A 25,427-nucleotide genomic window follows, 5' to 3' on the forward strand; every position below is an offset into this window, starting at 1 on the left:
CGCGCCCGGCGCCTCAGAATGGCGTCTCTACAGAGGAAAACCTGGCATGAGCGATTCGCCCCCCACCGGGCGGAGTGCGGCGCCGTCGTCCGATGCGCCGAGCGTGAACGTCGCCGCCATGCCCTCGGTGCTGGCGCGCATCGCGCGGCTGTCGCTGCGCTATCGCGGGCGGCTGGCCTTCACCGTGCTCCTGACCCTCGGCGCGGCGGTCGCCAGCCTGACCCTGCCGAAGCTGTTCGGCCGATCCGTCGACCAGGCGAGTCATTTGCTGGCCGGCGGAGCGGGGCACGCCGATGCGGCGCGCCACGCGCTGCTGGTCAGCGCCGGCCTGGTGATCCTGGCCACGGCCGTGCGCGGGCTGCTCGGCATGGCGGCGGGCTACCAGGGCGAATACCTCAGCCAGCAGGTGGCGCTGGACCTGCGGCTGCAGTTCTTCCAGCAGCTGCAGCGGCTCTCGTTCGGCTTTCACGACAAGATCCATTCCGGCGACCTGATCACCCGCGGCATGCTCGACCTCGAGGGCACGCGGATCTTCATCCAGCAGGGGATGCTGCAGGCCGCCTCGCTGCTGCTGCTGCTGGGCTTCGCCGGCTACATGATGGTCACCACCGATCCGGCGATGGCGGCGATCGGCCTGGCGTTCGTGCCGATCGCGGCCTTCGCGCTCGGGCGCATGGGCTTCCTGCTGCGGGTCACCTGGCTGAAGGTTCAGGAGCTGATGTCGGCCCTGACGCTGACCATGGAAGAGAACCTGCAGGGCATCCGGGTGGTGCGGGCCTTCGCCGGCAAGACCTTCGAGATGGGCAAGTTCGACGTGGCCGGGAACGCAGCCCTGGCCTTCGCCTACAAGCGCATCCTGCTGCGCTACCGCGGCGTCTCGGCCATGCAGGTCTCGTCCTATGCGTCGCAGGGCCTGCTGCTCTGGTACGGCGGGAGCAAGGTGGCGGCGGGCGAGATGAGCGTCGGCCGGCTCACCGAGTTCCTGACTTATGTCAGCATCCTGCAGGCCCCGATCCGGCAGATCGCCATGATCTTCAACTCCGCGGCGCGGGCGACCTCGTCGGGCTCGCGGCTGTTCGAGGTGCTGGACCTGAAGCCCGAGGTGGCCGATTCGCCGGGCGCCGAGCCGCTGGCGCCGACCAAGGGCGTGCTGCGGTTCGAGCAAGTGGACTTCCACTACGACCGGGGCGGCAAGCAGATCCTCTCGGACATCAGCTTCGAGGTCGCGCCGGGCCGCACGCTGGGGATCATCGGGCCGCCCGGGTCGGGCAAGTCGACGGTCGCCAACCTCGTGCCGCGTTTCTACGACGTGACCGGCGGCAGGATCACCCTCGACGGTGTCGACATCCGCGACGTGACGCTGGCGTCCTTGCGGGAATACGTCGGCCTCGTGCAGCAGGAGGCGTTCCTGTTCGACGCCTCGGTTGGCCACAACGTCGCCTACGCCGATCCGTGGGCGGAGGATGAGCGGATCGTGGACGCCGCCAAGACCGCCCAGATCCATGAGCATATCGCCGCCCTGCCGGAAACCTACGAGACCCGGGTCGGCGAGCGCGGCGTGGCGCTCTCCGGCGGCCAGCGGCAGCGGATGAGCATCGCGCGCGGCGTGGTGCCGGGGCCGGGCGTGATGATTTTCGACGACTCGACGGCCGCCATCGACGCGGTCACCGAGCGCAAGGTGCGCGACGGCCTGGCGCAGGCGACCCGCACCAAGGCCACGATCATCATCGCCCATCGCCTGTCGTCGCTGATGCACGCCGACGAGATCCTGGTGCTGGACGACGGCCGGGTGACGGAGCGCGGCGACCACGCGGCGCTGCTGGCGGCCGGCGGGGTCTATGCCGACCTCTACGAGCTGCAGAGCCGCACCGCGTCGGGCCTGCTCGACGACGAGACGCCAACCGCCGCCCTGACTGAAGGGGCGGACGCATGAGCGAAGCCGCCGCCCCCGCCAAGCCGCGCAAGACGCCGCGGGCCTCGCTCGGATCGTCCGAGGGCGACGACATCTTCGGGATCTTCGACGCGCGGGTGGCGCGCCGCTTCCTGGCCTATCTGAAGCCGCACCGGAAGGCGGTGATCACCACCCAGGTCGCGGTGCTGTTCGCGGCCGCCTCGCAGGTCAGCCTGCCGCTGATGATCGGGCGGATCATCGACAGCGCGACGCACCACGACGTGGCCGCGCTCAACCGCAACCTGATCGCCTTCGGCGTCGCCGCGGCGGTGTTCGTCGGGATGTTCTTCCTCTCCGAGACCCTGTCCTCGCGCCTGGCGCAGCGGGTGATCTTCGACATCCGGCGGGGGATGTTCGCCCACTTCCAGGACGTCTCGCTGTCGTTCATGGACAAGACCCACGTCGGCCGGATCATGTCGCGGCTGCAGGGCGACGTGAACTCGCTGCAGGAGTTCCTGGAAAGCTCGACCGGCGCGCTCGGCGACTTCGTGATGCTGGTGGGCATCTCGGTGGTGCTGCTCTCCATGGACCTGAAGCTGGGCCTGCTGACGCTGACGGTGCTGCCGGCGCTGATCGCCATCCGCGCGGTCTGGCTGCCCTATTCGAAGGTCAGTTTTCGCATCGCGCGCGACGCCTCCTCGACCGCCAATTCGGCGCTGGCCGAGAACATCAACGGCGTGCGCACAGTGCAGGAGACCCGCCGCGAGGCGCTCAATTTCGAGCTCTACCGCGAGAAGGCGGTGGAGAACTTCAAGGCCCAGGCCCACGCCTCCTGGCTCAGCCAGATCATGGTGCCGACCGTCGACGTCCTGACCGGGGTCGCCATGGCCATCGTCATCGTGGTCGGCGGCGACGGCGTCCTGGCCGGGCGCCTCGACGTGGGCGTCATGGTGGCCTTCGTGATCTATGTGCAGCGGTTCTTCGACCCCGTCCGCATGCTCTCCATGCAGTACACGATCATGCAGCGGGCGATGGCCGCGGCGCACCGCATCTTCGAGGTGCTAGACGTGCCGGTGACCATCACCGACAAGCCCGACGCCCGGTCGCTGGCCGGCGTCGAGCCGACCGTCGAATTCAAGAACGTGACCTTCGGCTACGACCCGGCGCGGCCGATCCTGCACGACGTGACGTTCAGCGTCCGGCCGCGCGAGGTGGTGGCGCTGGTGGGCCCGACCGGCTCGGGCAAGACCTCGATCATCGCGCTCACCCACCGGTTCTACGAGGTCGACCGGGGCCAGGTGCTGGTGGGCGGGACGGACGTGCGCGACGTCACCCTCGACAGCCTCGGCCGCACCATCGGCATGGTGCTGCAGGAGCCCTTCCTGTTCACCGGCACCATCGAGGAGAACATCCGCTACAACACCGAGAGCGCGACCCGGGTGGACGTGGTGGCCGCGGCCAAGGCGGTCTCGGCCCACGACTTCATCATGCGCCTGCCGGAGGGTTACGCGACCAAGCTCGGCCAGCGCGGGCGCAACATCTCGATGGGCCAGCGGCAGCTGATCTCGTTCGCGCGCGCCCTGGTCGCCGACCCGCAGATCCTGATCCTCGACGAGGCGACGGCCAATATCGACAGCTTCACCGAGCAGGCGATCCAGAAGGCGCTGAAGGTGCTGTTCGCCGGGCGCACCTGCATGGTGATCGCCCACCGCCTGGCGACCATCCGCGACGCCGACCGGATCATCGTGCTTCAGGCCGGCCGGATTTTGGAGCAGGGCAATCACGACGCGCTAATGGGGTCGGGCGGCCTCTACCATCACCTCTACACCTCGGCCCACGCCAGCTTCGACGACCAGGTCGTGGCGGCCACCGGGGATTCGGAGTTCGCGACCCGGACCTAGAGCCCCAATAGGGTCTTGACTGACTATTCAACCAAGCATTTGATGGATCGATCAACCAAGGATCGGTCCATGCCGCTGGACACCCGCCTGCGCATATTGCTCGCCGCGATGGACCTCTTCCAGTCCAAGGGCTACGGCTCGACGTCCGTCTCCGACATCCTAAGCCGCTCGCAGGCCAATAGCGGCAGCCTCTATCACTTCTTCCCGGGCAAGCAGGACGTGCTGGTCGGCGTGCTGGAGCTCTATCGCGACGGCATCCGCCAGATGCTGCTGGAGCCCGCGTGGCAAGGGGTCGAGGACCCCATCGACCGGATCTTCGCCTTGCTGGCGCGTTATCGGCTGGCGCTCCTCGAGAGCGAGTGCATCTACGGTTGCCCGATCGGCAGCCTGGCGCTGGAGCTGCACGAGCCGGACCCGCCGGTCCGCGAGTTGCTGGCCCAGAACTTCACCGGCTGGACGCGGGCCATAGGCGGCTGCCTGGAAGACGCGGCCGAGCGCCTGCCGCGGGGAACCGACATCCAGGGCCTGGCCGAGTTCATCCTGACGACCATGGAGGGCGGCGTCATGCAGGCCCGCACCCACCGCGACATCGCCTATTTCGACCGCAGCATCGAGCAGCTGCGCCATCACATGGAGTTGCTGGCCATGTGCGCCGCGGCCGCGAGGATCCGGCTGCACTGAGATCGACCAAGGGGGGACTATCCGATGCCACATGTGAACTGGCTGGCCGTCGTGGCGGCCGCGTTGTCGAGTTTCGTCCTGGGCGGGGTCTGGTACTCGGCCCTCTTCGCCAAGGCCTGGCAGGCCGCCGCCGGCCTTTCGGACGCGCAGGTCGCGGGCGGCAACAGGGCGCTGATCTTCGGCGGCTCGTTCGTCCTGGCGCTGATCGCGTCCGCGGTGTTCGCGATGTTCCTGGGGCCGAACCCGGCTCCGATGCTGGGCGTCGGCGCGGGCTTCGCCGCGGGGCTCTGCTGGGTGACCGCCAGCTTCGGCATCAACTATCTGTTCGAGCGCAGGAGCCTGAAGCTGTTCGCGATCAACGGCGGCTATCACACCCTGCAGTTCACGGCGATCGGCGCCATCCTGGGCTTCTGGCACTAGGGCGGGAACGATCTCCTTACGGAAACGTCATCCAGGGCGGCGTTGCGCCGGATCGCGGGCCGGGCCAAATATCCTCACGACCAAGCTCGACTGAGGGCTTTTGGGGGAGACTGATCCACGTGAACCGCTTCAAGAACCGCCTCGCGCGCGTCGCCCTGATCGTGCTCGCGCCGCTGATCGTCGCCGGCTGCGGCGTCAACACCATCCCGACCAAGGAAGAGGCCGCCAAGGCGCAGTGGGCGGAGGTGCAGAACCAGTACCAGCGCCGCAGCGACCTGATCCCGAACCTGGTGAACACGGTGAAGGGCTACGCCGCCCAGGAGAAGAGCACGCTGGTCGAAGTGACCGAGGCCCGCGCCTCGGCCACCCAGGTCAAGGTCGACGCCTCGACCATCACCAACCCGGCCGCCTTCCAGCAATACGCCCAGGCGCAGGACAAGCTGTCCGGCGTGCTCGGCCGGCTGATGATGATCCAGGAGCGCTATCCGGACCTGAAGTCGAACCAGAACTTCATGGCCCTGCAGAGCCAGCTCGAGGGCACCGAGAACCGGATCGCCATCGCGCGCCGCGACTACAACCAGAGCGTCCAGGACTTCAACACGACGCTTCGGACCTTCCCGCAGGTGTTCTTCGCCAAGACCATGTACGCGAGCTCCAAGCCGATGGTGCTGTTCTCGGCGACCACCCAGGCACAGAGCGCGCCGACGGTGAGCTTCGACACCGCCCCGCCGCCCGCGCCGGGCGCGTCTCCCGGCGCCACGCCGCCCGCGGCCCCGGCGACCAAGTGACCAACGCGCCTCGCGCCCTCTTCCGTCGCGGGGGAGGGCTGCTGGTCGCGGTCCTGGCGGTGTTCGCGATCGCGGGCGCCGCCTTCGCCGCGACGGGTCCGAAGTTCCCGGCGCTGAGCGGCCGCGTGGTCGACGACGCCCACATGCTGTCGCCCGCCACGGTGGAGAAGCTGGACGGCGAGCTGGCCGGCCTGGAGGCCCAGACCGGCCACCAGGTGGTGGTGGCCACCGTCCCGGACCTGCAGGGCTATGAGATCGAGGACTACGGCTACCAGCTCGGCCGCACGTGGCAGCTCGGCAAGAAGGGCGTCAACGACGGGGCCATCCTGCTGGTGGCGCCGAAGGAACATAAGGTCCGCATCGAGGTCGGCTACGGCCTGGAGCCGGTGCTGACCGACGCGCTGACCAGCGTGATCCTGCAGGAAAAGGTCCTGCCGCAGTTCAAGCAGGGCTATATGGAGCAGGGCGTGGTCGACGGGGCCGAGGCGCTGGTCGCCCAGATCGGCCTGCCGGACGACCAGGCCAAGGCCAACGCCGCCCAGGCCGCGGCCAAGCCGCGGGTGCAGGCGCACGACCGCAGCCTCGGTCCGCACATCCCGGTGCTGTTCATCATCTTCATCCTCTTCTGGATCGTCTCGGGCCTGCTGCGCGCCGGCGGCCGGCGCGGCGGCATGGGCGGCCTGTGGTGGCTGCCGTTCCTGTTCATGGGCGGCGGACGCGGCGGCGGACGCGGCGGCGGCTGGGGCGGTGGCGGCGGCGGCTTCGGCGGCGGAGGGGGCGGTGGCTTCTCCGGCGGCGGCGGCTCGTTCGGCGGCGGCGGATCGTCGGGGAGCTGGTGATGAAAACCCTTTCGCCCTCAGACCTTTCGGCCATCGAGGCCGCGGTGCGCCAGGCCGAGGCCCGCACGACCGGCGAGATCTATTGCGTCGTCACCGAGGAGAGCTCGCACTACGGCGAGACCGCGATCGCCTGGGCGGCGGGCGTCGCCCTCCTGGGACCGGCCCTGCTGCTGCTGGGCGGCGTGCATGTGACGATCCCCGATCTCTTCGCCAGCTGGACCGCGTCGGACGTCAGCGCGGCGATGGAGTCGGCGGTCCGCCGGGCCCTGATCGGCGCGATCGCGCTGCAGGCGGTGCTGTTCGTGGTCACGGCGGCGATCGTCTCGATCCCGGCCGTTCGGCGGGCGCTGACGCCCAGGAGTCTGAAGCGGCTGAGGGTCCAGCGGCGCGCGGCTGAGCAGTTCATCGCAAAGAACCTGCACCTGACGTCCGAGCGCACCGGGATCCTGATCTTTGTCTCGCTGGGCGAGCGGATGGCCGAGCTGATCGCCGACGATGGCATAGCCGACCATGTGGAGCCGCACGTCTGGGACAAGGCCATGGCGGCGCTCACCGACGGCCTGAAACGCGGCCAGCCCGAGGCGGGGTTCGCCGCCGCCATCGGCCTCTGCGCCGATGTCCTGGCCGCGAAATTCCCGGCGCATCCAGGCGGCAATCCGAACGAACTGCCCGATGCGGTGGTGGTGCTGCCCCGGCCCTGAGGCGGGGGTTTGAGGCGATCGGCCGCACACGGTTACGGGCGGCTCAACCATAGTTCTTCTGGTATTGCCGCACCTGACCGGCCGCTACAGATTGCGGCCCGGTCGGGCGGGATAGCGAAAACGGTGGACGCCAGGGCAAAAGAGCAGGGTGCGGGAGACGCGATCGTGCGGTCAGCCGCCGATGCGACGGCGCTTGGCATGCCCTTCGTGCTGGAGTCCAAGCCCGACGGTTCGCGACGCTTCGTCTTCGTCGGGCCGCGCTGCCTGGGCGTGAACGGCGTCACCGGCGTGGCGGCCATGAACGACCCCTCGCTCGTCCTGGATTTGATGCTGCCGGAACACCGCCAGGCGTTCGAAGCCGCGGAAGCCGAGGCGCGCGCCAGCCTGCAGCCGTTCGACATCGAGGTGGCGATGCGCCGGCCCGACGGGGAGGTGCGCTGGCACCGCTTCGCTTCTTTGCCGCGCGCGCAACCCGACGGGGTCGTGCTGTGGGACGGCCTGCAGATCGACGTCACCGACCGGCGCGAGATGGCCGCCGCCCTGCAGGAACAGCGCCGGCGGCTGGAGATGGCCGCGGAGGCCACCGGCCTGGGCTTCTGGGAATGGGAGGTCGAGGCCGACCGCGTGGTCTGGTCGGACCGCAACAAGGCGCTGTTCGGCCTGGCGGCGGACGCCGAGGTGACGGTGCAGAGCTATCTGGAACTGGTGCATCCGGACGACGTCGAAAGCGTGCAGACCGCCTTCCAGGGCGCTCGCGACCAGCCGAACGGCGGGGACTATTCCCTGGAGCACCGCGTTGTGACGCCGGCCGGCGAGACCCGCTGGATCCTGACCCACGGCCGGGTGGCCAACGACGATACCGGCGCCGCGCGCCTGGTGGTCGGCACCTCGCTCGACATCACCGCGCGCAAGGGGGCCGAGGAGCGCCGCTCGCTGCTGATGGGGGAGCTGGCCCACCGCGCCAAGAACGGCATGGCGGTGATGATGGCGCTGGTCAGCCAGACCGCGCGCAATCAGGACACCGTCGAGGGTTTCCAGGAGCAGCTCATGGCGCGCCTGCAGGCCATGAGCAATTCGCAGGACCTGGTCACGGCCTCGGGCGGGCGCCCTGTCAGCCTGGCCGACGTGCTCGACAAGGCCGTGGCTCCGTTCGGCCGCGCGCGCTTCGACCTCGATCCCGGCTTCGCCGAGGTCACGGTGCGCGGCGATATGGCGGCCGGCATGGGCCTGCTGCTGCACGAGATGGCGACCAACGCGCTCAAGTACGGCGCGCTCTCCAACCGGGCCGGCCGCGTCGCGGTCACCCTGGACGCCGCGCCGGACGGCCGTGCGGCCTTCGCCTGGCGGGAAACCGGCGGGCCGGAGGTCGCGCCCTCCCCCAGCCAGGGGTTCGGCACGCGGCTCCTCACCCAGGTGCTGCGCAACCAGGGCGGCGACGTGACCTTCAGCTTTGAACCGGAGGGCTTCCAGGCCCGCGTCGAGTTCCCAACCGTTAGGTAGTTCAACTACATAACGCTCTTTCCTTGCTGGAACAGCCGAGGCGGCCCTAAAATCGCGCATCTCACGGGAGAGGCGCCATGGCCTTCAAGCTCAACGTCAACGGCAAAGTCATGGAGGCCGACGTCGACGCCGACACGCCTCTGCTCTGGACGCTTCGCGACACCCTGGGGATCACCGGTCCCAAGTTCGGCTGCGGCGTCGCCCAGTGCGGGGCCTGCACCGTGCACATCGACGGCAAGCCGACCCGAAGCTGCGTCTACCCGACCTCCGCGGTCGGCGCCGCCCAGGTGACCACCATCGAAGCGATGGAGCACCATCCGATCGGCAAGAAGCTGCAGGCCGCCTGGATGGAGCTGGACGTGGCCCAATGCGGCTATTGCCAGCCCGGCCAGATCATGGCGGCGACGGCGCTGCTGGCGGCCAAGCCCAAGCCCACCGACGCCGATATCGACGCGGCGATGACCAACATCTGCCGCTGCGCCACCTACACGCGCATCCGCGCGGCCATCAAACAGGCCTCCGGCCAGCCAGTGAAGGCCTAGAGCCATGACCCTGGAAATCATCGGCGCCTCGCGGCGCGACCTCCTGAAGGCCTCCGTTGTCGGCGGCGGCCTCGTGCTCTCCTTCAGCATCGCGGCCAAGGCCGAGGCCGCCGAGACGGCCGGCGCCCAGGCGCTGAACGCCTATGTCCGCATCGCCCCCAACGGCATCGTCACGATCATGGCGAAGAACCCGGAGATCGGTCAGGGCGTGAAAACCTCGCTGCCCATGATGATAGCCGAGGAGCTGGACGTGGCCTGGGAGAACGTCCGCATCGAGCAGGCCGACTGCGATCCCAAGCTCTATACGCGCCAGTTCGCCGGCGGCAGCCTGGCGACGCCGATGAACTTCGACGACCTGCGCAAGGTGGGGGCGGTGGCCCGCGCCATGCTGGTCAACGCCGCGGCGACCGCCTGGAACTGCCCGTCCGGCGAGTGCAAGACCAACGCCGGCCAGGTGATCCACGTCTCCACCGGGCGCAAGGCGAGCTACGGCTCGCTGGCCGGGCAGTGCGCCGGCGTCGCCGCGCCCGATCCCAAGACCGTGACGCTGAAGAATCCCAAGGACTACAAGATCATCGGCAAGTCGACGCCGCAGTACGACGTGGCCAAGATCGTCACCGGCGCGCCGATGTTCGGCATCGATGTGCGCGTGCCGGGGATGCTCTACGCCACCTACGAAAAGGCCCCGGTGTTCGGGGCGAAGGTGGCCTCGGCCGACCTCGACGCGGCGCGCGCGGTCAAGGGCGTCCGCAAGGCCTTCATCGTCGAGGGCGGGACCAAGCTCGACGGCCTGCTGCCCGGCGTGGCGGTGGTCGGCGACAGCTGGTGGGCGGCGCGCAAGGGCCGCAACGCCCTCAACATCAAATGGGCGGACCACCCGACATCGACGCAGAGCTCGGCGGGCTTCGACAAGGCCGCGGCCGCGCTGAACGCCGGCGCGCCGCAGATGAACCTGCGCAAGGACGGCGACGTCGAGGCGGCGCTGAAGGGCGCGGCCAAGACCGTGGAGGCGGCCTACGCCTACCCGTTCCTGGCGCACGCGCCGCTGGAGCCGCAGAACACCACCGCCCACTTCAAGGACGGCAAGCTGGAGATCTGGGCGCCCAGCCAGAACCCGGAGCCGGGCCGCCAGCTGGTGGCCTCGACGCTGGGCATCAAGCCCGAGGACATCACCGTCCACATGACCCGCTGCGGCGGGGGTTTCGGACGCCGGCTGTCCAACGACTATATGGTGGAAGCCGCCTGGATCGCGCGGGAGGCCGGGGCGCCGGTCAAGCTGCTCTGGACCCGCGAAGACGACATGCGCCACGATTTCTACCGGCCCGCCGGCTACCACTATTTCAAGGGTGGGCTGGACGCGGCCGGCAATGTGACGGCCTGGCAGGACCACTTCGTGACCTTCGGCGACGGGCCCAAGCTGGCCTCCAGCGCCGGCATGGGCGGGACCGAGTTCCCGAGCCGTTTCGTGCCGAACTTCAAGGTCGATCAGTCGACCATCCCGACCGGGGTGCCGACCGGCCCGCTGCGGGCCCCGGGCTCGAACGCCATCGCCTTCGTCAACCAGAGCTTCATCGACGAGCTGGCGCATGCGGCGGGCGCCGATCCGCTGGCCTTCCGCAAGACGCTGCTGGGCGACAAGCCGATGGTCGGCGACGGCCCCTCCGGCTACAACGCAGCGCGCATGCAGGGCGTGCTGGCGGCGGTTGAGAAGATGTCCGGCTGGGCCAACCGCGGCAAGCTGCCGAAGGGCTCAGGCATGGGCGTCGCCTTCCACTACAGCCACGCCGGCTACTTCGCCGAAGTGGTGCAGGCGAGCGTCGCCCCGGCCACCGGCAAGGTGAAGGTCGAGAAGATCTGGGTGGCCGCCGACGTGGGCCGCCAGATCATCAATCCGGCGGGCGCGCTGAACCAGGTGCAGGGGGCGGCGATCGAGGGCCTCTCCCACGCCATGTTCCAGAAGATCACCATCGAGAACGGCGCGGCCAAGGAAAGCAACTTCGGGAACTACCCGCTGCTGCGGATGGCCGACTCCCCGCCGGTCGAGGTGAAGTTCGTGATCACCGACTATCCGCCGACCGGCCTCGGCGAACCGGCCCTGCCGCCGGTGATCCCGGCGCTCTGCAACGCGATCTTCGCGGCGACCGGCAAGCGCATCCGCAGCCTGCCGATCGATCCGAAGCAGTTGAAGACCTAGATTCCTGTCATCCCCGGTCGCCGCCTTGCTGCGGCCGGGATGACGATAAGGTTCCGGCCCGATAGAGTTTCCCCAAGCGGCGCAAAGACCGCTGGCGCCACACTGGGGACGGGTCCTTGAAGAAGCTGCTGATCGCCAACCGGGGCGAGATCGCCGTCCGCATCGCGCGCACCGCCGCGGAGATGGGCGTGCCGACCGTGGCGGTCTATTCCGAGGACGACGCGGCCTCGCTGCATACCCGCAAGACCGACGAGGCGGCGGCGCTGAAGGGCTCGGGTCCCGCCGCCTACCTCGACATTGCCCAGATGGTCGCCGCGGCCAAGGCCGCCGGTTGCGACGCCGTGCATCCGGGCTACGGCTTCCTCTCGGAGAACGCCGGCTTCGCGCGGGCCTGCGCCGAGGCCGGCCTGGCGTTCGTGGGCCCGACGCCCGAGACGCTCGAGCTGTTCGGCGACAAGGGCCGCGCCCGCGCGCTGGCCCAGCAGTGCGGCGTCCCGGTCCTGCCCGGGACCGATGGGCCGACGACGCCGGAGGAGGCGCAGGCCTTCTTCGCGGGGCTGGGCAAGGGCGCGGCGATGATGGTCAAGGCCGTGGCCGGCGGCGGCGGGCGCGGGATGCGGCCCGTGATGCAGCCCGCGGATCTGGCGGCGGCGTACGAGCGCTGCGCCTCCGAGGCCAAGGCCGCGTTCGGCAACGGCGACCTCTATGTCGAGCAGTTCCTGCCGCGCGCCCGGCACATCGAGGTGCAGGTGGTGGGCGACGGGGTCAGCGTCAGCCACCTCTGGGACCGCGAGTGCAGCCTGCAGCGCCAGCGGCAGAAGGTCGTCGAGATCGCGCCCGCCGACATGCTGCCGATGGCGTTGCGGGAGAAGCTGCTCGCGGCCGGGGTCAGCCTGGGCGAGGCGGCCGGCTACAAGAGCCTGGGGACCCTGGAGTTCCTGGTGGATGGCGACCGGTTCGTCTTCATCGAAGGCAATGCGCGCCTGCAGGTGGAGCACACGGTCACCGAGGAGGTCACGGGCCTCGACCTCGTGCGGCTGCAGCTGCAGATCGCCGCCGGCCGGACGCTTTCGGAGCTGCGGCTGACCCAGGGCGACGTGCCTTCGCCGCGCGGCCATGCCGTGCAGGTCCGGGTGAACCTGGAGACCATGGCGGCGGACGGTTCGGCGAAGCCGGCGGGCGGCTTGCTGACCGCCTTCGAGCCGCCGTCGGGTCCGGGCGTGCGGGTCGACGGCTTCGGCTACGCCGGCTACCGCACGAGCGCGCGCTTCGACAGCCTGCTCGCCAAGCTGATCGTCCATGCCGGCGCGGGCGGCCTCTCCCGCGCGGTCGCCAAGGCCTACCGGGCGCTCTCGGAATTCCGCATCGAGGGCTCGGCCACCAACATCGCCTTCCTGCAGAACCTGCTGGCCCTGCCGGCGGTCGCGGCGGGCGAGGTCCACACCCGCTTCATCGAAGAGCACATGGGCGAGCTGGCCGGCGCGCCGGAGGCCCATCCGAAGCTCTATTTCGACGCCGCCGCTCGCGGGACGGCCCCGTCGGCGTCGCAGAAGGTGGGCTACCAGGTGGACGCCGGCGATCCGCTGGCGATCCTGGCGCTGGGCAAGCAGGAAATCGATCAGCCTACGGAGGATGAGGAGCCGGAGGGCCCGGAGGGCACCAGGCCGCTCCGCGCGCCGCTGCAGGGCACGGTGATCAACATCTCGGTGGCCGTGGGCGACGAGGTCCGGGCCGGCCAGGCGCTGATGATCATGGAAGCCATGAAGATGGAGCATGTGATCGCCGCCGAGGTCTCCGGCATCGTGCGGCAGATCACCGTCGAGCCCGGCGACACGGTCTTCGAGGACCACCCGCTGGCCTTCCTGGAGGAAGCCGAGATCGCCGGCGGCTCGGGCGCCGAGGAGGCGGCCGTCGACCTCGATTTCATCCGCCCGGACCTGGCCGAGGTGCTGGACCGTCACCGGCTGACGCTGGACGAGGCGCGGCCCGAGGCGGTGGCGCGGCGGCGCAAGACCGGCCAGCGGACGGCGCGCGAGAACCTCGCCGACCTGGTCGACCCGGGCAGCTTCGTCGAATACGGCCCGCTGGTCGTGGCGGCGCGCCGGCGGCGCCACAGCCTGGAGGAGCTGATCGCCACCACGCCGGCCGACGGCATGCTGATGGGCCTGGCCTCGGTGAACGGCGACCGCTTCCCGGAAGACCGGGCGCGCACGGCGGTCTTCGCCTATGACTACACCGTGCTGGCCGGCACCCAGGGGGGCAACAACCACTGGAAGCTCGACCGGATGGCCGAGCTGGCGCTGCGCTGGCGGCTGCCGACCGTGTTCTTCACCGAGGGCGGCGGCGGGCGGCCCGGCGACACCGAGGGCGGCGGCTTCACCCGCGGCTTCGAGTACTGGGGCAAGCTCTCAGGCGCCGTGCCGCTGGTGGGGGTCAATTCCGGCCGCTGCTTCGCCGGCAACGCCGCGATCCTCGGCTGCTGCGACGTGATCATCGCGACCAAGGATAGCGCACTCGGCATGGGCGGCCCGGCCATGGTCGAGGGCGGCGGCCTGGGCGTCTTCCGACCGGAGGAGATCGGCCCGATCAAGGTCATGCAGGCCAACGGCACCATCGACATCCTGGTGGAAGACGAGGCCGAGGCCGTCGCCGTGGCCAAGCAGTACCTCTCCTACTTCCAGGGCCCGGTCGCCGACTGGTCGTGCGCGGACCAGCGGCTCTTGCGCCGGGCGATCCCGGAGAACCGGCTACGGGTCTACGACATCCGCAAGCTCATCGAGCTGATCGCCGACGACGGGTCCGTGCTGGAGCTGCGGCCCAAGTTCGGCCTGGCGATGGTCACTGCCTTCATCCGCGTCGAGGGCCGGCCCATGGGGGTGTTCGCCAACAATCCGATGCATATCGGGGGCGCGATCGACTCGGACGCCTCCGACAAAGCCGCCCGCTTCCTGCAGCTCTGCGAGGCCTTCGACATCCCCGTGCTGTCGCTCTCCGACACGCCCGGCAACATGGTGGGGCCGGAGGCTGAGAAGACCGGCCTGATCCGCCACTGCTCCAGGCTGTTCGTGATCGGGGCGAACCTGACGGTGCCGATCTTCTCGGTGATCCTGCGCAAGAGCTACGGCTTGGGCGCCATCGCCATGACCGGCGGCAGCTATCAGGCGGCGATGTTCTGCGTCTCCTGGCCCACCGGCGAGTTCGGCGGCATGGGCCTGGAGGGCTCGGTGAAGCTCGGCTATCGCAACGAACTCGCCGCCATCGACGACCCGGTGGCCCGCAAGGCCAAGTTCGACGAGATGGTCGCCGCCGCCTACGCCCACGGCAAGGCCATGGCCCGCGGCGCCTACCCGGCGCTCGACGACGTCATCGACCCGGCCGACACCCGCCGCTGGATCGTCGGCGGCCTGAAGGCCCTGCCGCCGGTCCCGCCGCGCACGGAAAAGAAACTCCGCTGGATCGATAGCTGGTAGGCGCTTGATCCGAACGGACGACGGCGCAGTATCCATTCACGGGACGGTCGGGAGGCTTCCATGAGCCAGTTCACGCGGCGCACGGCGCTGAGTTTCGGGGTCTCGGCGGCGCTGGCGCCGGGCGCCTTCGCCCAGGTCACCACCGAAGGCCGCGCCAAGGTCCCCGGCGGGACGATCTGGTGGAAGAAGGTAGGATCGGGGTCGAAGCCGCCGCTCCTGACCTTGCACGGCGGGCCGGGGGCAGGGCACGACTATCTGCTGCCGCTGGCGGCGCTCGCCGACGATCGCCCGGTGATCTTCTACGACCAGCTCGGCTGCGGGAAGGCCGACAGCCCGCCCGACGAGAAGATCTACACGATCCAGCGCTCGGTCGATGAGGTGGACGCGGTCCGCAAGGCCTTGGGTCTCGACCGCATCGTGCTCTTCGGCCACTCCTGGGGCTCGATGCTGGCCATCGAATACCTCTGCCAGGGTCGCGGCGCGGGCGTCGACAAGCTGATCCTCGGCGGAGCGCTCGCCAGCGTGCCGCAGGCCAACGCCGGCCAGATGCGGCTGATCGCCGAGATGCCGAACGGCGGCGGGGCGCGGATGCATGCGCTGGAGGCCGCCCACCAGGAAGCTTCGCCGGAATACCAGGCCCTGACCCAGCTCTTCTACAAGCTGCACGTCTGCCGCGCCGACCCGCCGCCGCCGGAATTCCTGGCCTCGGGCGCGAACCTGGAGACCTCCATCGCCTATCGGGTGATGAACGGGCCCAACGAGTTCACCATCGTGGGCGTGATCAAGGACTGGGAGCGCCGCAAGGACCTGGGACTGATCAAGCTGCCGACCCTGATCACCACCGGGGAGTACGACGAGGTGACGCTCGACTGCCACGAGACCATCCACCGCGGGATCAAGGGCTCGACGCTGGAGATCTTCAAGGACTGCAGCCACATGACCATGAATGAGCAGCCGGCCAAGTATGTAGCCTCGCTCAGGAGGTTCCTCGCGTGATCGGCCCGGCGGACTGGCTGGTCGTCGGGCTCTGGCTCGTCGCCATCGCCTTCATGGTCATCATGGCCTGGGAGCCGTGGCGCGAGGCGCGCGGACACGGATCGGTGGACCTGTCCGACGGCCTGATCGGCAGGCCGGTCAGCCCGGGCTATGTCTTCGTGCTGCCGGCGCTGGTGGCGGTCGCGCCGTTCGTGGCCCAGTTCGTCCCGCACGCGGGCGACGAAAATCCCTGGCGCCATCCGCATATGCTCTCACCCATGGGCCCGCTGGCGCTGATCCTGATCGTCGCCTTGCAGGCCTATATCTGCCGCCGCGTGCTGCGCGCGGTGCGCCTCCACCGCGAGAGCCTGGAGGCGACGCGCAAGACCCTCGAGACGAGCCCTCGGCCCTGAGATAGCCGTCAGTGCGCTGAATAGGTCCTGAGCACGTCTTCGACGATCCGCTCGAGCTGGCCCAGCGTGTTGCAGCTCTTGGCCACGTGGGTGAAGCGCTCGTAGCGGTGCATGACGCTGTCGCCCTGGCCCCAGTAGCTCTCGGGCTCGGGATTGAGCCAGATCACCGCCCGGGCGCGCTGCTGGATCAGGTGCATCAGGTCGAGCCGCGGGTCGGCGAAGTTGGAGCGGCCGTCCCCTAGGAAGATCACCGTGGTGTGGCGGTCGACGCGGTCGAGGTGGGTCTCGCAGAAATCCTCCAGCGCCTTGCCGTAGTCGGTCTGCTGGAAGCCGATGGTCTGCAGCACCTTGAGGATCGCGCCCTCGACGCCGTTCTCGTCGAGGATGGCGTTCACCGGGATCAGCCGGCCGGAGAAGGCGAAGGCGTCCAGCCGGTCGACCACCTCGTTCAGTGAATAGAGGAAGGTCAGCAGGAACTGGGCGGCGGCGGCCACCGACTTCGAGACGTCGCAGATCGCCACGATCGAGGGCTTGTCGACCTTCTTGATCTTCCACTCGATCTCGAAGGGCACGCCGCCGTGGGCCATGGACTTGCGCAGCGTCTTGCGGACGTCGAGGTGGCCCTTGTTGGCGGTGTGTCGGCGGCGCGAGTAGCGGGCCGCCAGCCGCTTGGCCATCCGCTTGACCAGAGCCTGCATCATGACGAGGTCGACCGGGTCGATGCCGCCGTCGGCGTTCAGCGCCTTCTTGGCCAGCATCTCTTCGCGCAGCGCCTTGCCGGAGCCGGCGGCATAGAGTTCGTGCTGGCGCTCGACGAACCGCTGGGCCTCGGCGGCCAGCGCCCTGCGCGCTGCGTCCAGGCGATCGGCCAGGCCCTGGCCGTCCGGCAGTTTGCGGGCATTGGCGATGATCTGCTCGATCTCGGCCAGGCCCATCTCGTCCAGCAGGCGGCGCGTCATGCGGCTGCGTTGGGTGGAGAGCCGGATCTCGGCGACCCCGGCCCGCTCGGCGGCGGCCTCCATGGCCTGGGCCACGGCCGCGGCGTCACCCTGCAGCAGCATCTGGGCGAGCGGCGATCCGGCCGCCGCCTCGTCGTCGAACGGGCCGCCGTCGCCGGCCTGCGGCTCCGGGGGCGGCGGCAGGGTCATGGCATCGCGGGCGAAGAACCGCTCGAAGGTGTCGTCGAAGCGGACGACCTCGTCGCGGGACTTGGCCAGCGTCGCGCAGAGCGCGTCCTTGAAGAGCTCCCGGTCGGCGTAGCCCACGGCCGCGGCGGTGCGCGCCGCGTCGATCGCCTCGGCCGGCGAGACCCGCACGTCGGCGGCCCTCAGGGCGCGCAGGAACTCCTCGAGGGTGTGCTGCATGGCCACCTCAGCGCCGGTGCAGCAGCTCGACGATCTGCGGTTCGACGGCCACGATATCCTGCTCGAACTTCAGGATGACGTTCAAGGTATCGCGGACCATCGACGGCTCCAGGCTGTCGGCGTGCAGCAGGATCAGGGCGCGCGCCCAGTCGACGGTCTCGGAGATCGAAGGGGGCTTGCGAAGGTCGAGCGTGCGCAGCGACTGCACGAAGGCGACGAGCTGCTGGGTGAGCGCCTGTTCGATGCCCGGCACGCGGGTGGCGACGATGCGTTCCTCCAGCGCCGGCTCCGGCAGCGGGATGTGCAGGTGGAGGCAGCGGCGTTTCAGGGCGTCGCCCAGGTCACGCACGTTGTTGGAGGTCAGGAACACCAGCGGCGGGGTCTTGGCGACGATCACCCCCAGCTCCGGCACCGAGACCTGGTAGGCGGACAGGACCTCCAGCAGGAAGGCCTCGAACGCCTCGTCGGACTTGTCGATCTCGTCGATCAGCAGGACACAGCCGTCGTCCTGGCGCAGCGCCTGCATCAGTGGCCGCGGCTCCAGGAAGGGCTCGGAAAAGAACAGGTCGCCCATGCCGTGCAGCCGGTCCATGGCCGCGTCCATGTCGGGCGCGTCGGCCAGGGCCACACCCATCCGGTCCTTGAGGATCTGGGTGTAGAGCAGCTGCTTGCCGTACTTCCACTCATAGAGCGCCTTGGATTCGTCGAGGCCCTCGTAGCACTGCATGCGGATCAGCGGATGGGCCAGGAGGCGGGCGGTGGACAGCGCGAGCTCGGTCTTGCCGACGCCGGCCGAACCCTCGACCAGGATCGGTTTCTGCAGGTGGACGGCCATGTAGAGGGCGGTGGCGATACGGCGCGAGGCGATGTAGCCGACGCTGCCCAGGCCCTCGACCAGGGCCTCGAGGGACGAGAACGGGCCTTCCGCCGGACGAGCCGGGGCCGTGGAGGAAGTGGTCAAAGTCTCAGGCTTTCAAAATACGGACGCTGAAAGCCCGATTGTGCCAAGCGCGCGGGACCGAGGCAAACCCTCGCTCCCTATCGGGCCCTAGAGGTCGAACTCGACGCCCTGGGCCAATGGCAGGGTCGCGCCGTAGTTCACGGTGTTGGTGGCGCGGCGCATATAGGCCTTCCAGGCGTCGGAGCCGGCCTCGCGGCCGCCGCCGGTCTCCTTCTCGCCGCCGAACGCCCCGCCGATCTCGGCGCCCGAAGGCCCGATGTTGACGTTGGCGATGCCGCAGTCGGAGCCCCGCGCCGAGGTGAAGAGTTCGGCCTCGCGGATGTCGTTGGTGAAGATCGACGATGACAGGCCCTGCGGCACGTCGTTCTGCAGGCGGATGGCCTCGGCCAGGTCCGAATAGCGCATGACGTAGAGGATCGGCGCGAAGGTCTCGCGGCGCACCACCTCGGCCTGGTCCGGCATTTCCACGAGCGCCGGGCGGACGTAGGCCGCGTCCGGATAGCCGGGGACCTCGACGGCGTCGCCGCCGGTGACCTGCCCGCCGGCCTTGCGTGCATCGGCCAGCGCCCGCTGCATGGCCTCGCAGGCGCCGAGGTCGATCAAGGGGCCGACCAGGGTCCCGGCCTGGCGCGGATCGCCCACCGGCACGGAGCCGTAGGCGGCCTTCAACCGCGGCAGGAAGGCGTCGTAGAGGCTCTCGTGGACGAACAGGCGGCGCAGCGTCGTGCAGCGCTGTCCGGCGGTGCCCATGGCCGCGAAGGCCACGCCGCGCAGGGTCAGGTCCAGGTCGGCGCTCGGCGCGACGATGGCGGCGTTGTTGCCGCCCAATTCCAGCAGGGCGCGGGCGAAGCGGGCGGCCAGGCGCGGGGCGACCGTGCGGCCCATGGCGGTCGAGCCGGTGGCTGAGACCAGGGGGACCTTCGGATGGTCGACCATCGCCTCGCCGACCTCGCGGCCGCCTACGATCACCGCCGAGAGGCCTTGCGGCGCGTCACCGAACCTGGCCGCCGCGCGCTCGAACAACGCCTGGACGGCGAGCGCGGTCAGCGGGGTCTTCTCCGAGGGTTTCCAGACCACGGCGTCGCCGCAGACGAGGGCGAGCGCGGCGTTCCAGGACCAGACGGCGACCGGGAAGTTGAAGGCCGAGATCACGCCGATGACACCCAGCGGATGCCAGGTCTCCATCATCCGATGCTCGGGGCGCTCGGTGGCGATGGTCAGGCCGAACAGCTGGCGCGACAGGCCGACGGCGTAGTCGCAGATGTCGATCATCTCCTGCACTTCGCCATTGGCCTCGGAGACGATCTTGCCGGCCTCAAGGGTGACCAGGCGGGCGAGGTCGGCCTTGGCGGCGCGCAGCTCCTGGCCGAGCAGGCGGACGAGCTCGCCCCGCCGCGGCGCGGGCGTGTTGCGCCACGCCAGATAGGCCGCGTGCGCCGCCTCGACGGTCTTCGCCACCTCGGCGGGCGGCGTGTCGTGGACCTCGCCGATGACTTCGCCGGTGACGGGCGAGCGGACGGGCCGTGCGCCGCCGGTCCAAAGGGCGTCGGCCACGCCCAGGCGTTTCAACACCTCGGCGGCTTCGGCCCGCGCGGAGCCGATCTGGGTCTGCAAGGTCATGGTGTCTCTACTCGGCGGCGCGCAGCGCTTGCTGGTCGGGAGCGTAGAAGCGTCCGAAGCGGTTGCCCAGGATGTCGGCCAGCGGAATGTCCTCCTGACGGATGAAGCCGGTTTGCGGAAGGCGGCCCTCGGCCAGCAGGTCCAGCACCGCGCAGACCGCGCCGGCGGTGGTGATCTGGATCGCGCTCTTCATCTCGCCGGCCACCGGTTGCGCGAAGACCTTGTTGACGTAGGTCTCCTGCATCAGCCGGCCATCCTTCAGTCCACTGACGGTCACGAAGACGATGACCACGTCCTGCAGGGTCGCGGGGACTGCGTTTTCCAGGATGTCCTTGAGCAGAGGGCGGCGGTTGCGCAGGCCGAGGTCGTTCAAGAGCGCCTTCATGATCGCCGCGTGGCCGGGATAGCGGATGGTGCGGTAGTTGAGGTTGCGCACCTTGCCGTCGAGCGTCTGGCAGAGCGTGCCGAGGCCGCCGGAGGTGTTGAAGGCCTCGTAGGTGACGCCGTCGAGGGAGAATTCCTCGCATTCCTCGAGCGCCGGGACCTCGCGCAGGCGGCCCTCGACGATGGCTTCGCAGGGCTCGCAGTATTCGTTGATCACCCCGTCGGTCGACCAGGTGAGGTTGTAGTTGAGCGCGTTGGACGGATAGCGGGGCAAGGCGCCGACCCGCAGGCGCACGTCATGCAGCTCCTCGAAGTGCTTGCAGAGATCCCAGGCGGCGATGGTGATGAAGCCGGGGGCGAGGCCGCACTGCGGGATGAAGGCGGTCTTGGACTGCTTGGCGAGGTCGCGCACCACGCGGCTCGCGGCGACGTCCTCGGTGAGGTCCAGATAGTGGGCGCCCGCGGTCTTGGCGGCCTGGGCGACGACCGTGGTCAGGTGATAGGGCGCGGCGTTGACGACCGCGAAACAGCCCGCGAGCGCCTTGGCCAGGGCCGCTGGGTCATCGATGGCCATGGCGGCGGTCCTGGCGCGAGGATCGATCCCGGCCAACGCCTCGGCGCTCTGATCGATGACCAGCACCTCGTAGTCGCCGGCCCCGGCCAGCAGGCTTGCGATGGTGGAGCCGATCTTGCCGGCTCCGACGACGGCGGCCTTGCGCATATCTTCGCTCCCCAAACGCGTGTCGTCGAAGAATGATTCGCATCGCTGCCATTATCAATTGGCATCTCGGCGTTATTCGTGGCATAATTTGGCATATCGACTGCGGCATTCGGCGAAACGACGATGGACGATCTCGATAGCCATCTGCTGGCGCGTTTGCGCGACAACGCGCGCGCGCCGGTGGCCGAACTGGCCCGCGCGCTCGGCCTGTCGCGGACCACGGTGCAGAGCCGGCTCGCCCGGCTTGAGCGCTCCGGCGTGATCGCCGGCTATGCGGTAAGGCTGTCGGAGGCCCGCGAGGCCGCGCTGATCCACGCCTTCATCATGCTCACTGTCGAGCCGAAACAGGCCGCGGCGGTCACCGCGGCCCTGAAACGCATGCCGGGCGTGCGGAAACTGCAGTCGGTGAGCGGCCCGTCGGACATGATCGCCGCCGTGGAGGCGCCCAACGTCGGCGAGATGGACGCCCTGATCGACGAGATCGGCGCCCTGCGCGGCGTGGAGCGGACCAATTCCTCGATCGTGCTCGCGACCAAGTTCGACCGCTAGGCGGCCGACCCGACCCCATCACAGGGTGTTGTGCACGTCGGTCGCCGCGATCGCGCCTTCGCCCTGGGCGACGGAGATCTGGTTCAGTCCGCGCACCACGTCGCCGGCGGCGTAGAGGCCCGGCACGGTGGTTTCCTGATGCTCGCCGACGACCAGCCGGCCGGTCTTGTCCAGCGTCGCGCCGGCGTCGGCCGCCAGGCTGTTGCGTGGCGTGACGCCGAGGGCGGCATAGAGGGTGTCGAAGGTCCGGGGCTCGCCCGGGCCGAAGCAGAAGGCGGCCGCGCGCCGCCGGTCCAGCACGACCCGCTCGATCGGGGTCTCGATCAGGCCGACGCCCGCCGCCTTCAACCCCCGGCGCTCGGCCGCCGGCAGGTCCGCGGCGCGGCCGGTATGGATCAGCCAGACGTCGCGCGAATAGGTCGCGAGGAACCGGGCCTCGCGGGCGCCGTGCGCGCCGCAGCCGATGACGCCCACCGTCTTGCCGATCACCTCATAGCCGTCGCAGATCGGGCACACGCGGACGAGACCCCGGCGGATGGCGTGCTCGAAGCCGGGGACCTCGGGCTCGCGGTCGATCACGCCGGTCGCCAGGATCACCTTGCGCGCGCGGACCGGCCCTTGCGACGTCTCCAGCTGGAAGCCGCCCTTCAGCCTCTTGAGGGCCTCGACATGTCTGGGCCGGATGTCGGCGCCATAGGCCTCGGCCTGCCGGCGCATGCGGCCAAGCAGGGCCTTGCCGCCGATTCCGCCCGGAAAACCCGGATGGTTGTGGCTTCGCGGAATCCAGGCCGCGCGGCTGCCGCCGGCGTCCAGGACACAGAAACTCCGCCGGAAACGGGCGAGGTAGATGGCCGCGGTCAGGCCGGCGGGTCCGGCGCCCACCACGGCGCAATCGAGAAATGACGGATTCAGTCGGATTCTCGCCAAAACGTACCCCGTAAACCCGGCCTCAACGATCAATGGCTAAGGTCCGCCGGCAAGCGGAGTCCCTGTATCCCCAATGAAGTCGCTTTCGCGTCGGTTCCTGATCAGCGTCGGTCTTATGTCGCTGGTCATGACGGTGCTCGGCACCCTCGGCGCCTTTGTCGTGTTCGAACGCGAGCTGTCCGGCCGGCAGATCGGCTACCTCACGGACTACGTCCGGGAGCGCAGCAGCAATGTCGATCGCCAGTTCTCCAACCTTTCGACCCTGCATAAGGCCGCGGGCGAGGAGCTCGAGCGGCGGATGAACCACCTGTCGGCCGCCGATGTGGCCAAGCAGGCTGAAGCCTATTTCCCGAAGCAGGCCGACGGCACGCGCCGCAGCCGCTCGGGCTATTTCGACGGGGTGCTGGAGAACGGCGACTACACCTACGGCATGGGCGCCTTCATCGGGCGCGCCAACGATGTCCCCCCGGAGGAGATGAAGGCCCTGGTCGCGGCCTTCAAGCTGGTGGGTGACTTCGGCCAGGCGGCGCGGCGGGACTATGACAACTTCTACTTCTTCACGCCCTGGCAGACGCGCCTGGTGATGTACGGGCCCGACCGCCCCGACCACCTGATGTTCTACCGCCACGACGCGCCGGCCGATCTGAGCATCGCCGGCGAGGAGATGGCCAAGGTCACCCTGCCGCAGTTCGACCCGCAGCGGGTGACCCGCTGCACCAATCTGCAGCGGCTGATCCAGGATACGGTCGGCAAGCGGCTGGCCACGGCCTGCCTGACGCCGGCCTATGTGAACGGCCGCTATGTCGGCTCCTTCGGCTCGTCGATGGAGCTGACCCACTTCTTCATGAGCGCGGTGAAGAACACGCCCTCGGGCGCCTCGCCGCTGATCGTCACCTCCAAAGGCGAGCTGATCGCCTATCCCGGCTTCACCGACCAGACCCGCTCGCCGGAGAAGAGGCTCGCCGAATACCAGAAGAAATTCGCGCTGACCGATCTGGTCGCCGCGGTGGCCAGGGACGGCCGCGAGAACGGGGTGATCGAAAGCCCGGACGGCCGCCAGATCGTGGCCTTCGGGCGGCTGAACGGGCCCAACTGGTATCTCCTGCTGACCTATCCCAAGGCCGATGTGATGGCGTCCGCCGCCCGCTCGGCCTCCTGGGTGCTGCTGATCGGCGGCATCGCCTCGCTGATCCAGGCGCTGGCCGTGGTGCTGATGGCGCGCCGCAGCATCGTGGAGCCGGTCGAACGGCTGGCCGCCTCCTGCGACCCGGACACCGCCGATCGCCCGGACGTCAGCGACGTCGAGCGCCGCAGGGACGAAATCGGCGTGCTCGCCGTCTCCCTGCGGACCCAACGGGAGAAGACCGAAGCCGTGCTCGCCTCCCTGGAAGACCGCGTCAGCGAACGCACCGCCCAGCTGGAGCGGGCCAATACCGAGAAATCGCGCTTCCTCGCCAATATGAGCCACGAGCTGCGCACGCCGCTGAACGGGGTGATCGCCATCTCCGAGACCCTGGCCGGGCAGCAGTCGACGCCCAAGGGCCGGGAGCTCGCCGACTTGATCGTCTCGTCGGGCCGGCTGCTGGAGCGTGTGCTGACCGACATCCTCGACTTCTCGAAGATCGAGGCCGGCGAGATCACGCTCGCACGCGACGAGTTCGGCATGGATCGCCTGGTGGGCGGCATCGCCGAGCTGCACCGCGCCTCGGCGCAGGGCAAGGGCCTGGGCTTCCGCTGGTCCGTCGCCCCGGAGGCCGAGGGCCGGTTCGCCGGCGACACGGTGCGCATCACCCAGGTGCTCTCGAACCTGCTCTCCAACGCCGTGAAGTTCACCGAGGCGGGCGAGATCGCGCTGGAGGTGATCGCCTTCGGAGACGAAGTGCGTTTCCAGGTCTCCGACAGCGGCATCGGCTTCGATGAAGAAACCGGGGCGCGCCTCTTCCGCCGCTTCGAACAGGCCGACGCCTCGATCCGCCGCCGCTTTGGCGGCACCGGCCTTGGCCTCGCGATCAGCCGTTCGCTGGTCGAGCTGATGGGGGGGCGCATCGTCGTCCAGTCGACGCCGGGCCAGGGCTCGACCTTCTCCGTCTATGTGCCGCTTGAGCGGCTCGAGGGCGAGGTCAGCGACGAGGGGGAGGATCAGGTCCAGCCGCTCGACATCGCCGGCTGCCGCGTGCTGGTGGCCGAGGACCATCCGACCAACCAGAAGGTCGTGGAGCTGATCCTGGAGTCGGTGGGCGTGGCCCCGACGATCGTCGAGAACGGCCAGCTCGCCCTCGACCTCCTGAAGACCGAGCGGTTCGACGTCGTCCTGATGGACATGCAGATGCCGGAGCTCGACGGGCTCTCCGCCACCGCGCTGCTGCGCGAGTACGAGCGCGAAACAGGCCAGCCGCGGACGCCGGTGATCATGCTGACCGCCAATGCGCTGGACGAGCACGTGCGCTCCAGCCACGAGGCCGGCGCGGACCTGCATCTCTCCAAGCCGATCCACGCCCAGGCCTTGATCGAAAGCATCGTCAACGCGATCGGCATGTCCGCCGAAGACAGCGCTGCGAGCGTTAGCGACGTCGCCTAGCGGGCCGA

General features: G+C 69.4%; 20 protein-coding genes. 15 read left to right on the top strand and 5 right to left on the bottom strand.

Annotated elements, in window-relative coordinates; genetic code table 11:
- The first annotated feature begins 46 nt into the window (after positions 1–46).
- The 13 genes from ACESMY_RS04575 to ACESMY_RS04635 all read left to right on the top strand — a co-directional run bounded on the left by ACESMY_RS04575 (position 47) and on the right by ACESMY_RS04635 (position 16,315).
- Positions 47–1,933, top strand: coding sequence for an ABC transporter ATP-binding protein (locus ACESMY_RS04575; RefSeq protein ID WP_372782664.1), 1,887 nt, complete (start codon positions 47–49; stop codon positions 1,931–1,933).
- On the top strand, positions 1,930–3,792 hold the full coding sequence (locus ACESMY_RS04580; RefSeq protein WP_372782666.1) for an ABC transporter ATP-binding protein: 1,863 nt from the start codon (positions 1,930–1,932) through the stop codon (positions 3,790–3,792). Before ACESMY_RS04575 ends, ACESMY_RS04580 begins: the two co-directional genes overlap by 4 nt.
- Before the next feature lie 69 nt (positions 3,793–3,861).
- Positions 3,862–4,473, top strand: coding sequence for a TetR/AcrR family transcriptional regulator (locus tag ACESMY_RS04585; RefSeq protein WP_372782668.1), 612 nt, complete (start codon positions 3,862–3,864; stop codon positions 4,471–4,473).
- 24 nt (positions 4,474–4,497) lie between these two features.
- Complete coding sequence (locus tag ACESMY_RS04590) at positions 4,498–4,893, top strand: DUF1761 domain-containing protein (RefSeq protein WP_372782670.1); 396 nt, start codon at positions 4,498–4,500, stop codon at positions 4,891–4,893.
- A gap of 119 nt (positions 4,894–5,012) precedes the next feature.
- Positions 5,013–5,681 carry a LemA family protein gene (locus tag ACESMY_RS04595; protein WP_372782672.1) on the top strand — a complete coding sequence of 223 codons (669 nt, stop codon included), beginning with the start codon at positions 5,013–5,015 and terminating at the stop codon, positions 5,679–5,681.
- On the top strand, positions 5,678–6,520 hold the full coding sequence (locus tag ACESMY_RS04600; RefSeq protein WP_372782674.1) for a YgcG family protein: 843 nt from the start codon (positions 5,678–5,680) through the stop codon (positions 6,518–6,520). The genes ACESMY_RS04595 and ACESMY_RS04600 overlap by 4 nt, the downstream gene beginning before the upstream one ends.
- The gene (locus ACESMY_RS04605; RefSeq protein ID WP_372782676.1) at positions 6,520–7,221 is read left to right on the top strand and encodes a TPM domain-containing protein; all 702 of its coding nucleotides are present in this window, start codon (positions 6,520–6,522) and stop codon (positions 7,219–7,221) included. The genes ACESMY_RS04600 and ACESMY_RS04605 overlap by 1 nt, the downstream gene beginning before the upstream one ends.
- A gap of 165 nt (positions 7,222–7,386) precedes the next feature.
- Complete coding sequence (locus ACESMY_RS04610) at positions 7,387–8,721, top strand: PAS domain-containing protein (protein WP_372782678.1); 1,335 nt, start codon at positions 7,387–7,389, stop codon at positions 8,719–8,721.
- A 77-nt stretch (positions 8,722–8,798) separates the two neighbouring features.
- Positions 8,799–9,263: a (2Fe-2S)-binding protein gene (locus ACESMY_RS04615; RefSeq protein WP_372782680.1), complete on the top strand. Its 465-nt coding sequence runs from the start codon at positions 8,799–8,801 to the stop codon at positions 9,261–9,263.
- Between the two features lie 4 nt (positions 9,264–9,267).
- Positions 9,268–11,457 (top strand): molybdopterin cofactor-binding domain-containing protein, encoded by a 2,190-nt coding sequence (locus ACESMY_RS04620; protein WP_372782682.1) that lies wholly within the window; start codon positions 9,268–9,270, stop codon positions 11,455–11,457.
- Positions 11,458–11,573: 116 nt separating this feature from the next.
- Positions 11,574–14,927, top strand: coding sequence for a carboxyl transferase domain-containing protein (locus ACESMY_RS04625; protein WP_372782684.1), 3,354 nt, complete (start codon positions 11,574–11,576; stop codon positions 14,925–14,927).
- A 60-nt stretch (positions 14,928–14,987) separates the two neighbouring features.
- The gene (locus tag ACESMY_RS04630) at positions 14,988–15,923 is read left to right on the top strand and encodes a proline iminopeptidase-family hydrolase (RefSeq protein WP_372782686.1); all 936 of its coding nucleotides are present in this window, start codon (positions 14,988–14,990) and stop codon (positions 15,921–15,923) included.
- Complete coding sequence (locus ACESMY_RS04635) at positions 15,920–16,315, top strand: hypothetical protein (protein ID WP_372782688.1); 396 nt, start codon at positions 15,920–15,922, stop codon at positions 16,313–16,315. Before ACESMY_RS04630 ends, ACESMY_RS04635 begins: the two co-directional genes overlap by 4 nt.
- Before the next feature lie 8 nt (positions 16,316–16,323).
- Here the strand turns inward: ACESMY_RS04635 and ACESMY_RS04640 are convergent, their stop codons facing one another.
- The 4 genes from ACESMY_RS04640 to ACESMY_RS04655 form a co-directional block, all read right to left on the bottom strand.
- Positions 16,324–17,679 carry a VWA domain-containing protein gene (locus ACESMY_RS04640; protein ID WP_372782690.1) on the bottom strand — a complete coding sequence of 452 codons (1,356 nt, stop codon included), beginning with the start codon at positions 17,677–17,679 and terminating at the stop codon, positions 16,324–16,326.
- Between the two features lie 7 nt (positions 17,680–17,686).
- Positions 17,687–18,640, bottom strand: a complete 954-nt coding sequence (locus tag ACESMY_RS04645) for an AAA family ATPase (protein ID WP_372782692.1) — start codon at positions 18,638–18,640, stop codon at positions 17,687–17,689.
- An 87-nt stretch (positions 18,641–18,727) separates the two neighbouring features.
- Complete coding sequence (locus tag ACESMY_RS04650) at positions 18,728–20,260, bottom strand: aldehyde dehydrogenase family protein (protein WP_372782694.1); 1,533 nt, start codon at positions 20,258–20,260, stop codon at positions 18,728–18,730.
- A gap of 7 nt (positions 20,261–20,267) precedes the next feature.
- Entirely contained in the window at positions 20,268–21,365 is a 1,098-nt protein-coding gene (locus ACESMY_RS04655; protein ID WP_372782696.1) for a saccharopine dehydrogenase C-terminal domain-containing protein, read from the bottom strand.
- A 123-nt stretch (positions 21,366–21,488) separates the two neighbouring features.
- Here ACESMY_RS04655 and ACESMY_RS04660 point away from each other — a divergent pair, with 123 nt between their 5' ends.
- Complete coding sequence (locus ACESMY_RS04660; RefSeq protein ID WP_372782698.1) at positions 21,489–21,914, top strand: Lrp/AsnC family transcriptional regulator; 426 nt, start codon at positions 21,489–21,491, stop codon at positions 21,912–21,914.
- A gap of 18 nt (positions 21,915–21,932) precedes the next feature.
- Here the strand turns inward: ACESMY_RS04660 and ACESMY_RS04665 are convergent, their stop codons facing one another.
- Positions 21,933–22,796 carry an NAD(P)/FAD-dependent oxidoreductase gene (locus ACESMY_RS04665; RefSeq protein ID WP_372782700.1) on the bottom strand — a complete coding sequence of 288 codons (864 nt, stop codon included), beginning with the start codon at positions 22,794–22,796 and terminating at the stop codon, positions 21,933–21,935.
- Positions 22,797–22,914: 118 nt separating this feature from the next.
- Between ACESMY_RS04665 and ACESMY_RS04670 the strand changes: the two genes are divergently transcribed.
- The gene (locus ACESMY_RS04670; protein ID WP_372782702.1) at positions 22,915–25,419 is read left to right on the top strand and encodes an ATP-binding protein; all 2,505 of its coding nucleotides are present in this window, start codon (positions 22,915–22,917) and stop codon (positions 25,417–25,419) included.
- The last annotated feature ends 8 nt before the right edge of the window (positions 25,420–25,427 follow it).

Origin of the sequence: Phenylobacterium sp. (assembly GCF_041691455.1) — a bacterium.
Taxonomy (GTDB): Bacteria; Pseudomonadota; Alphaproteobacteria; order Caulobacterales; family Caulobacteraceae; genus Phenylobacterium.

What these genes read in the sequence shown, in the direction of transcription:
- ACESMY_RS04575 (WP_372782664.1), top strand. Translation starts at nt 47, where the DNA reads ATGAGCGATTCGCCCCCCACCGGGCGGAGTGCGGCGCCGTCGTCCGAT.
- ACESMY_RS04580 (WP_372782666.1), top strand. Translation starts at nt 1,930, where the DNA reads ATGAGCGAAGCCGCCGCCCCCGCCAAGCCGCGCAAGACGCCGCGGGCC.
- ACESMY_RS04585 (WP_372782668.1), top strand. Translation starts at nt 3,862, where the DNA reads ATGCCGCTGGACACCCGCCTGCGCATATTGCTCGCCGCGATGGACCTC.
- ACESMY_RS04590 (WP_372782670.1), top strand. Translation starts at nt 4,498, where the DNA reads ATGCCACATGTGAACTGGCTGGCCGTCGTGGCGGCCGCGTTGTCGAGT.
- ACESMY_RS04605 (WP_372782676.1), top strand. Translation starts at nt 6,520, where the DNA reads ATGAAAACCCTTTCGCCCTCAGACCTTTCGGCCATCGAGGCCGCGGTG.
- ACESMY_RS04615 (WP_372782680.1), top strand. Translation starts at nt 8,799, where the DNA reads ATGGCCTTCAAGCTCAACGTCAACGGCAAAGTCATGGAGGCCGACGTC.
- ACESMY_RS04620 (WP_372782682.1), top strand. Translation starts at nt 9,268, where the DNA reads ATGACCCTGGAAATCATCGGCGCCTCGCGGCGCGACCTCCTGAAGGCC.
- ACESMY_RS04630 (WP_372782686.1), top strand. Translation starts at nt 14,988, where the DNA reads ATGAGCCAGTTCACGCGGCGCACGGCGCTGAGTTTCGGGGTCTCGGCG.
- ACESMY_RS04640 (WP_372782690.1), bottom strand. Translation starts at nt 17,679, where the DNA reads ATGCAGCACACCCTCGAGGAGTTCCTGCGCGCCCTGAGGGCCGCCGAC.
- ACESMY_RS04650 (WP_372782694.1), bottom strand. Translation starts at nt 20,260, where the DNA reads ATGACCTTGCAGACCCAGATCGGCTCCGCGCGGGCCGAAGCCGCCGAG.
- ACESMY_RS04655 (WP_372782696.1), bottom strand. Translation starts at nt 21,365, where the DNA reads ATGCGCAAGGCCGCCGTCGTCGGAGCCGGCAAGATCGGCTCCACCATC.
- ACESMY_RS04660 (WP_372782698.1), top strand. Translation starts at nt 21,489, where the DNA reads ATGGACGATCTCGATAGCCATCTGCTGGCGCGTTTGCGCGACAACGCG.
- ACESMY_RS04670 (WP_372782702.1), top strand. Translation starts at nt 22,915, where the DNA reads ATGAAGTCGCTTTCGCGTCGGTTCCTGATCAGCGTCGGTCTTATGTCG.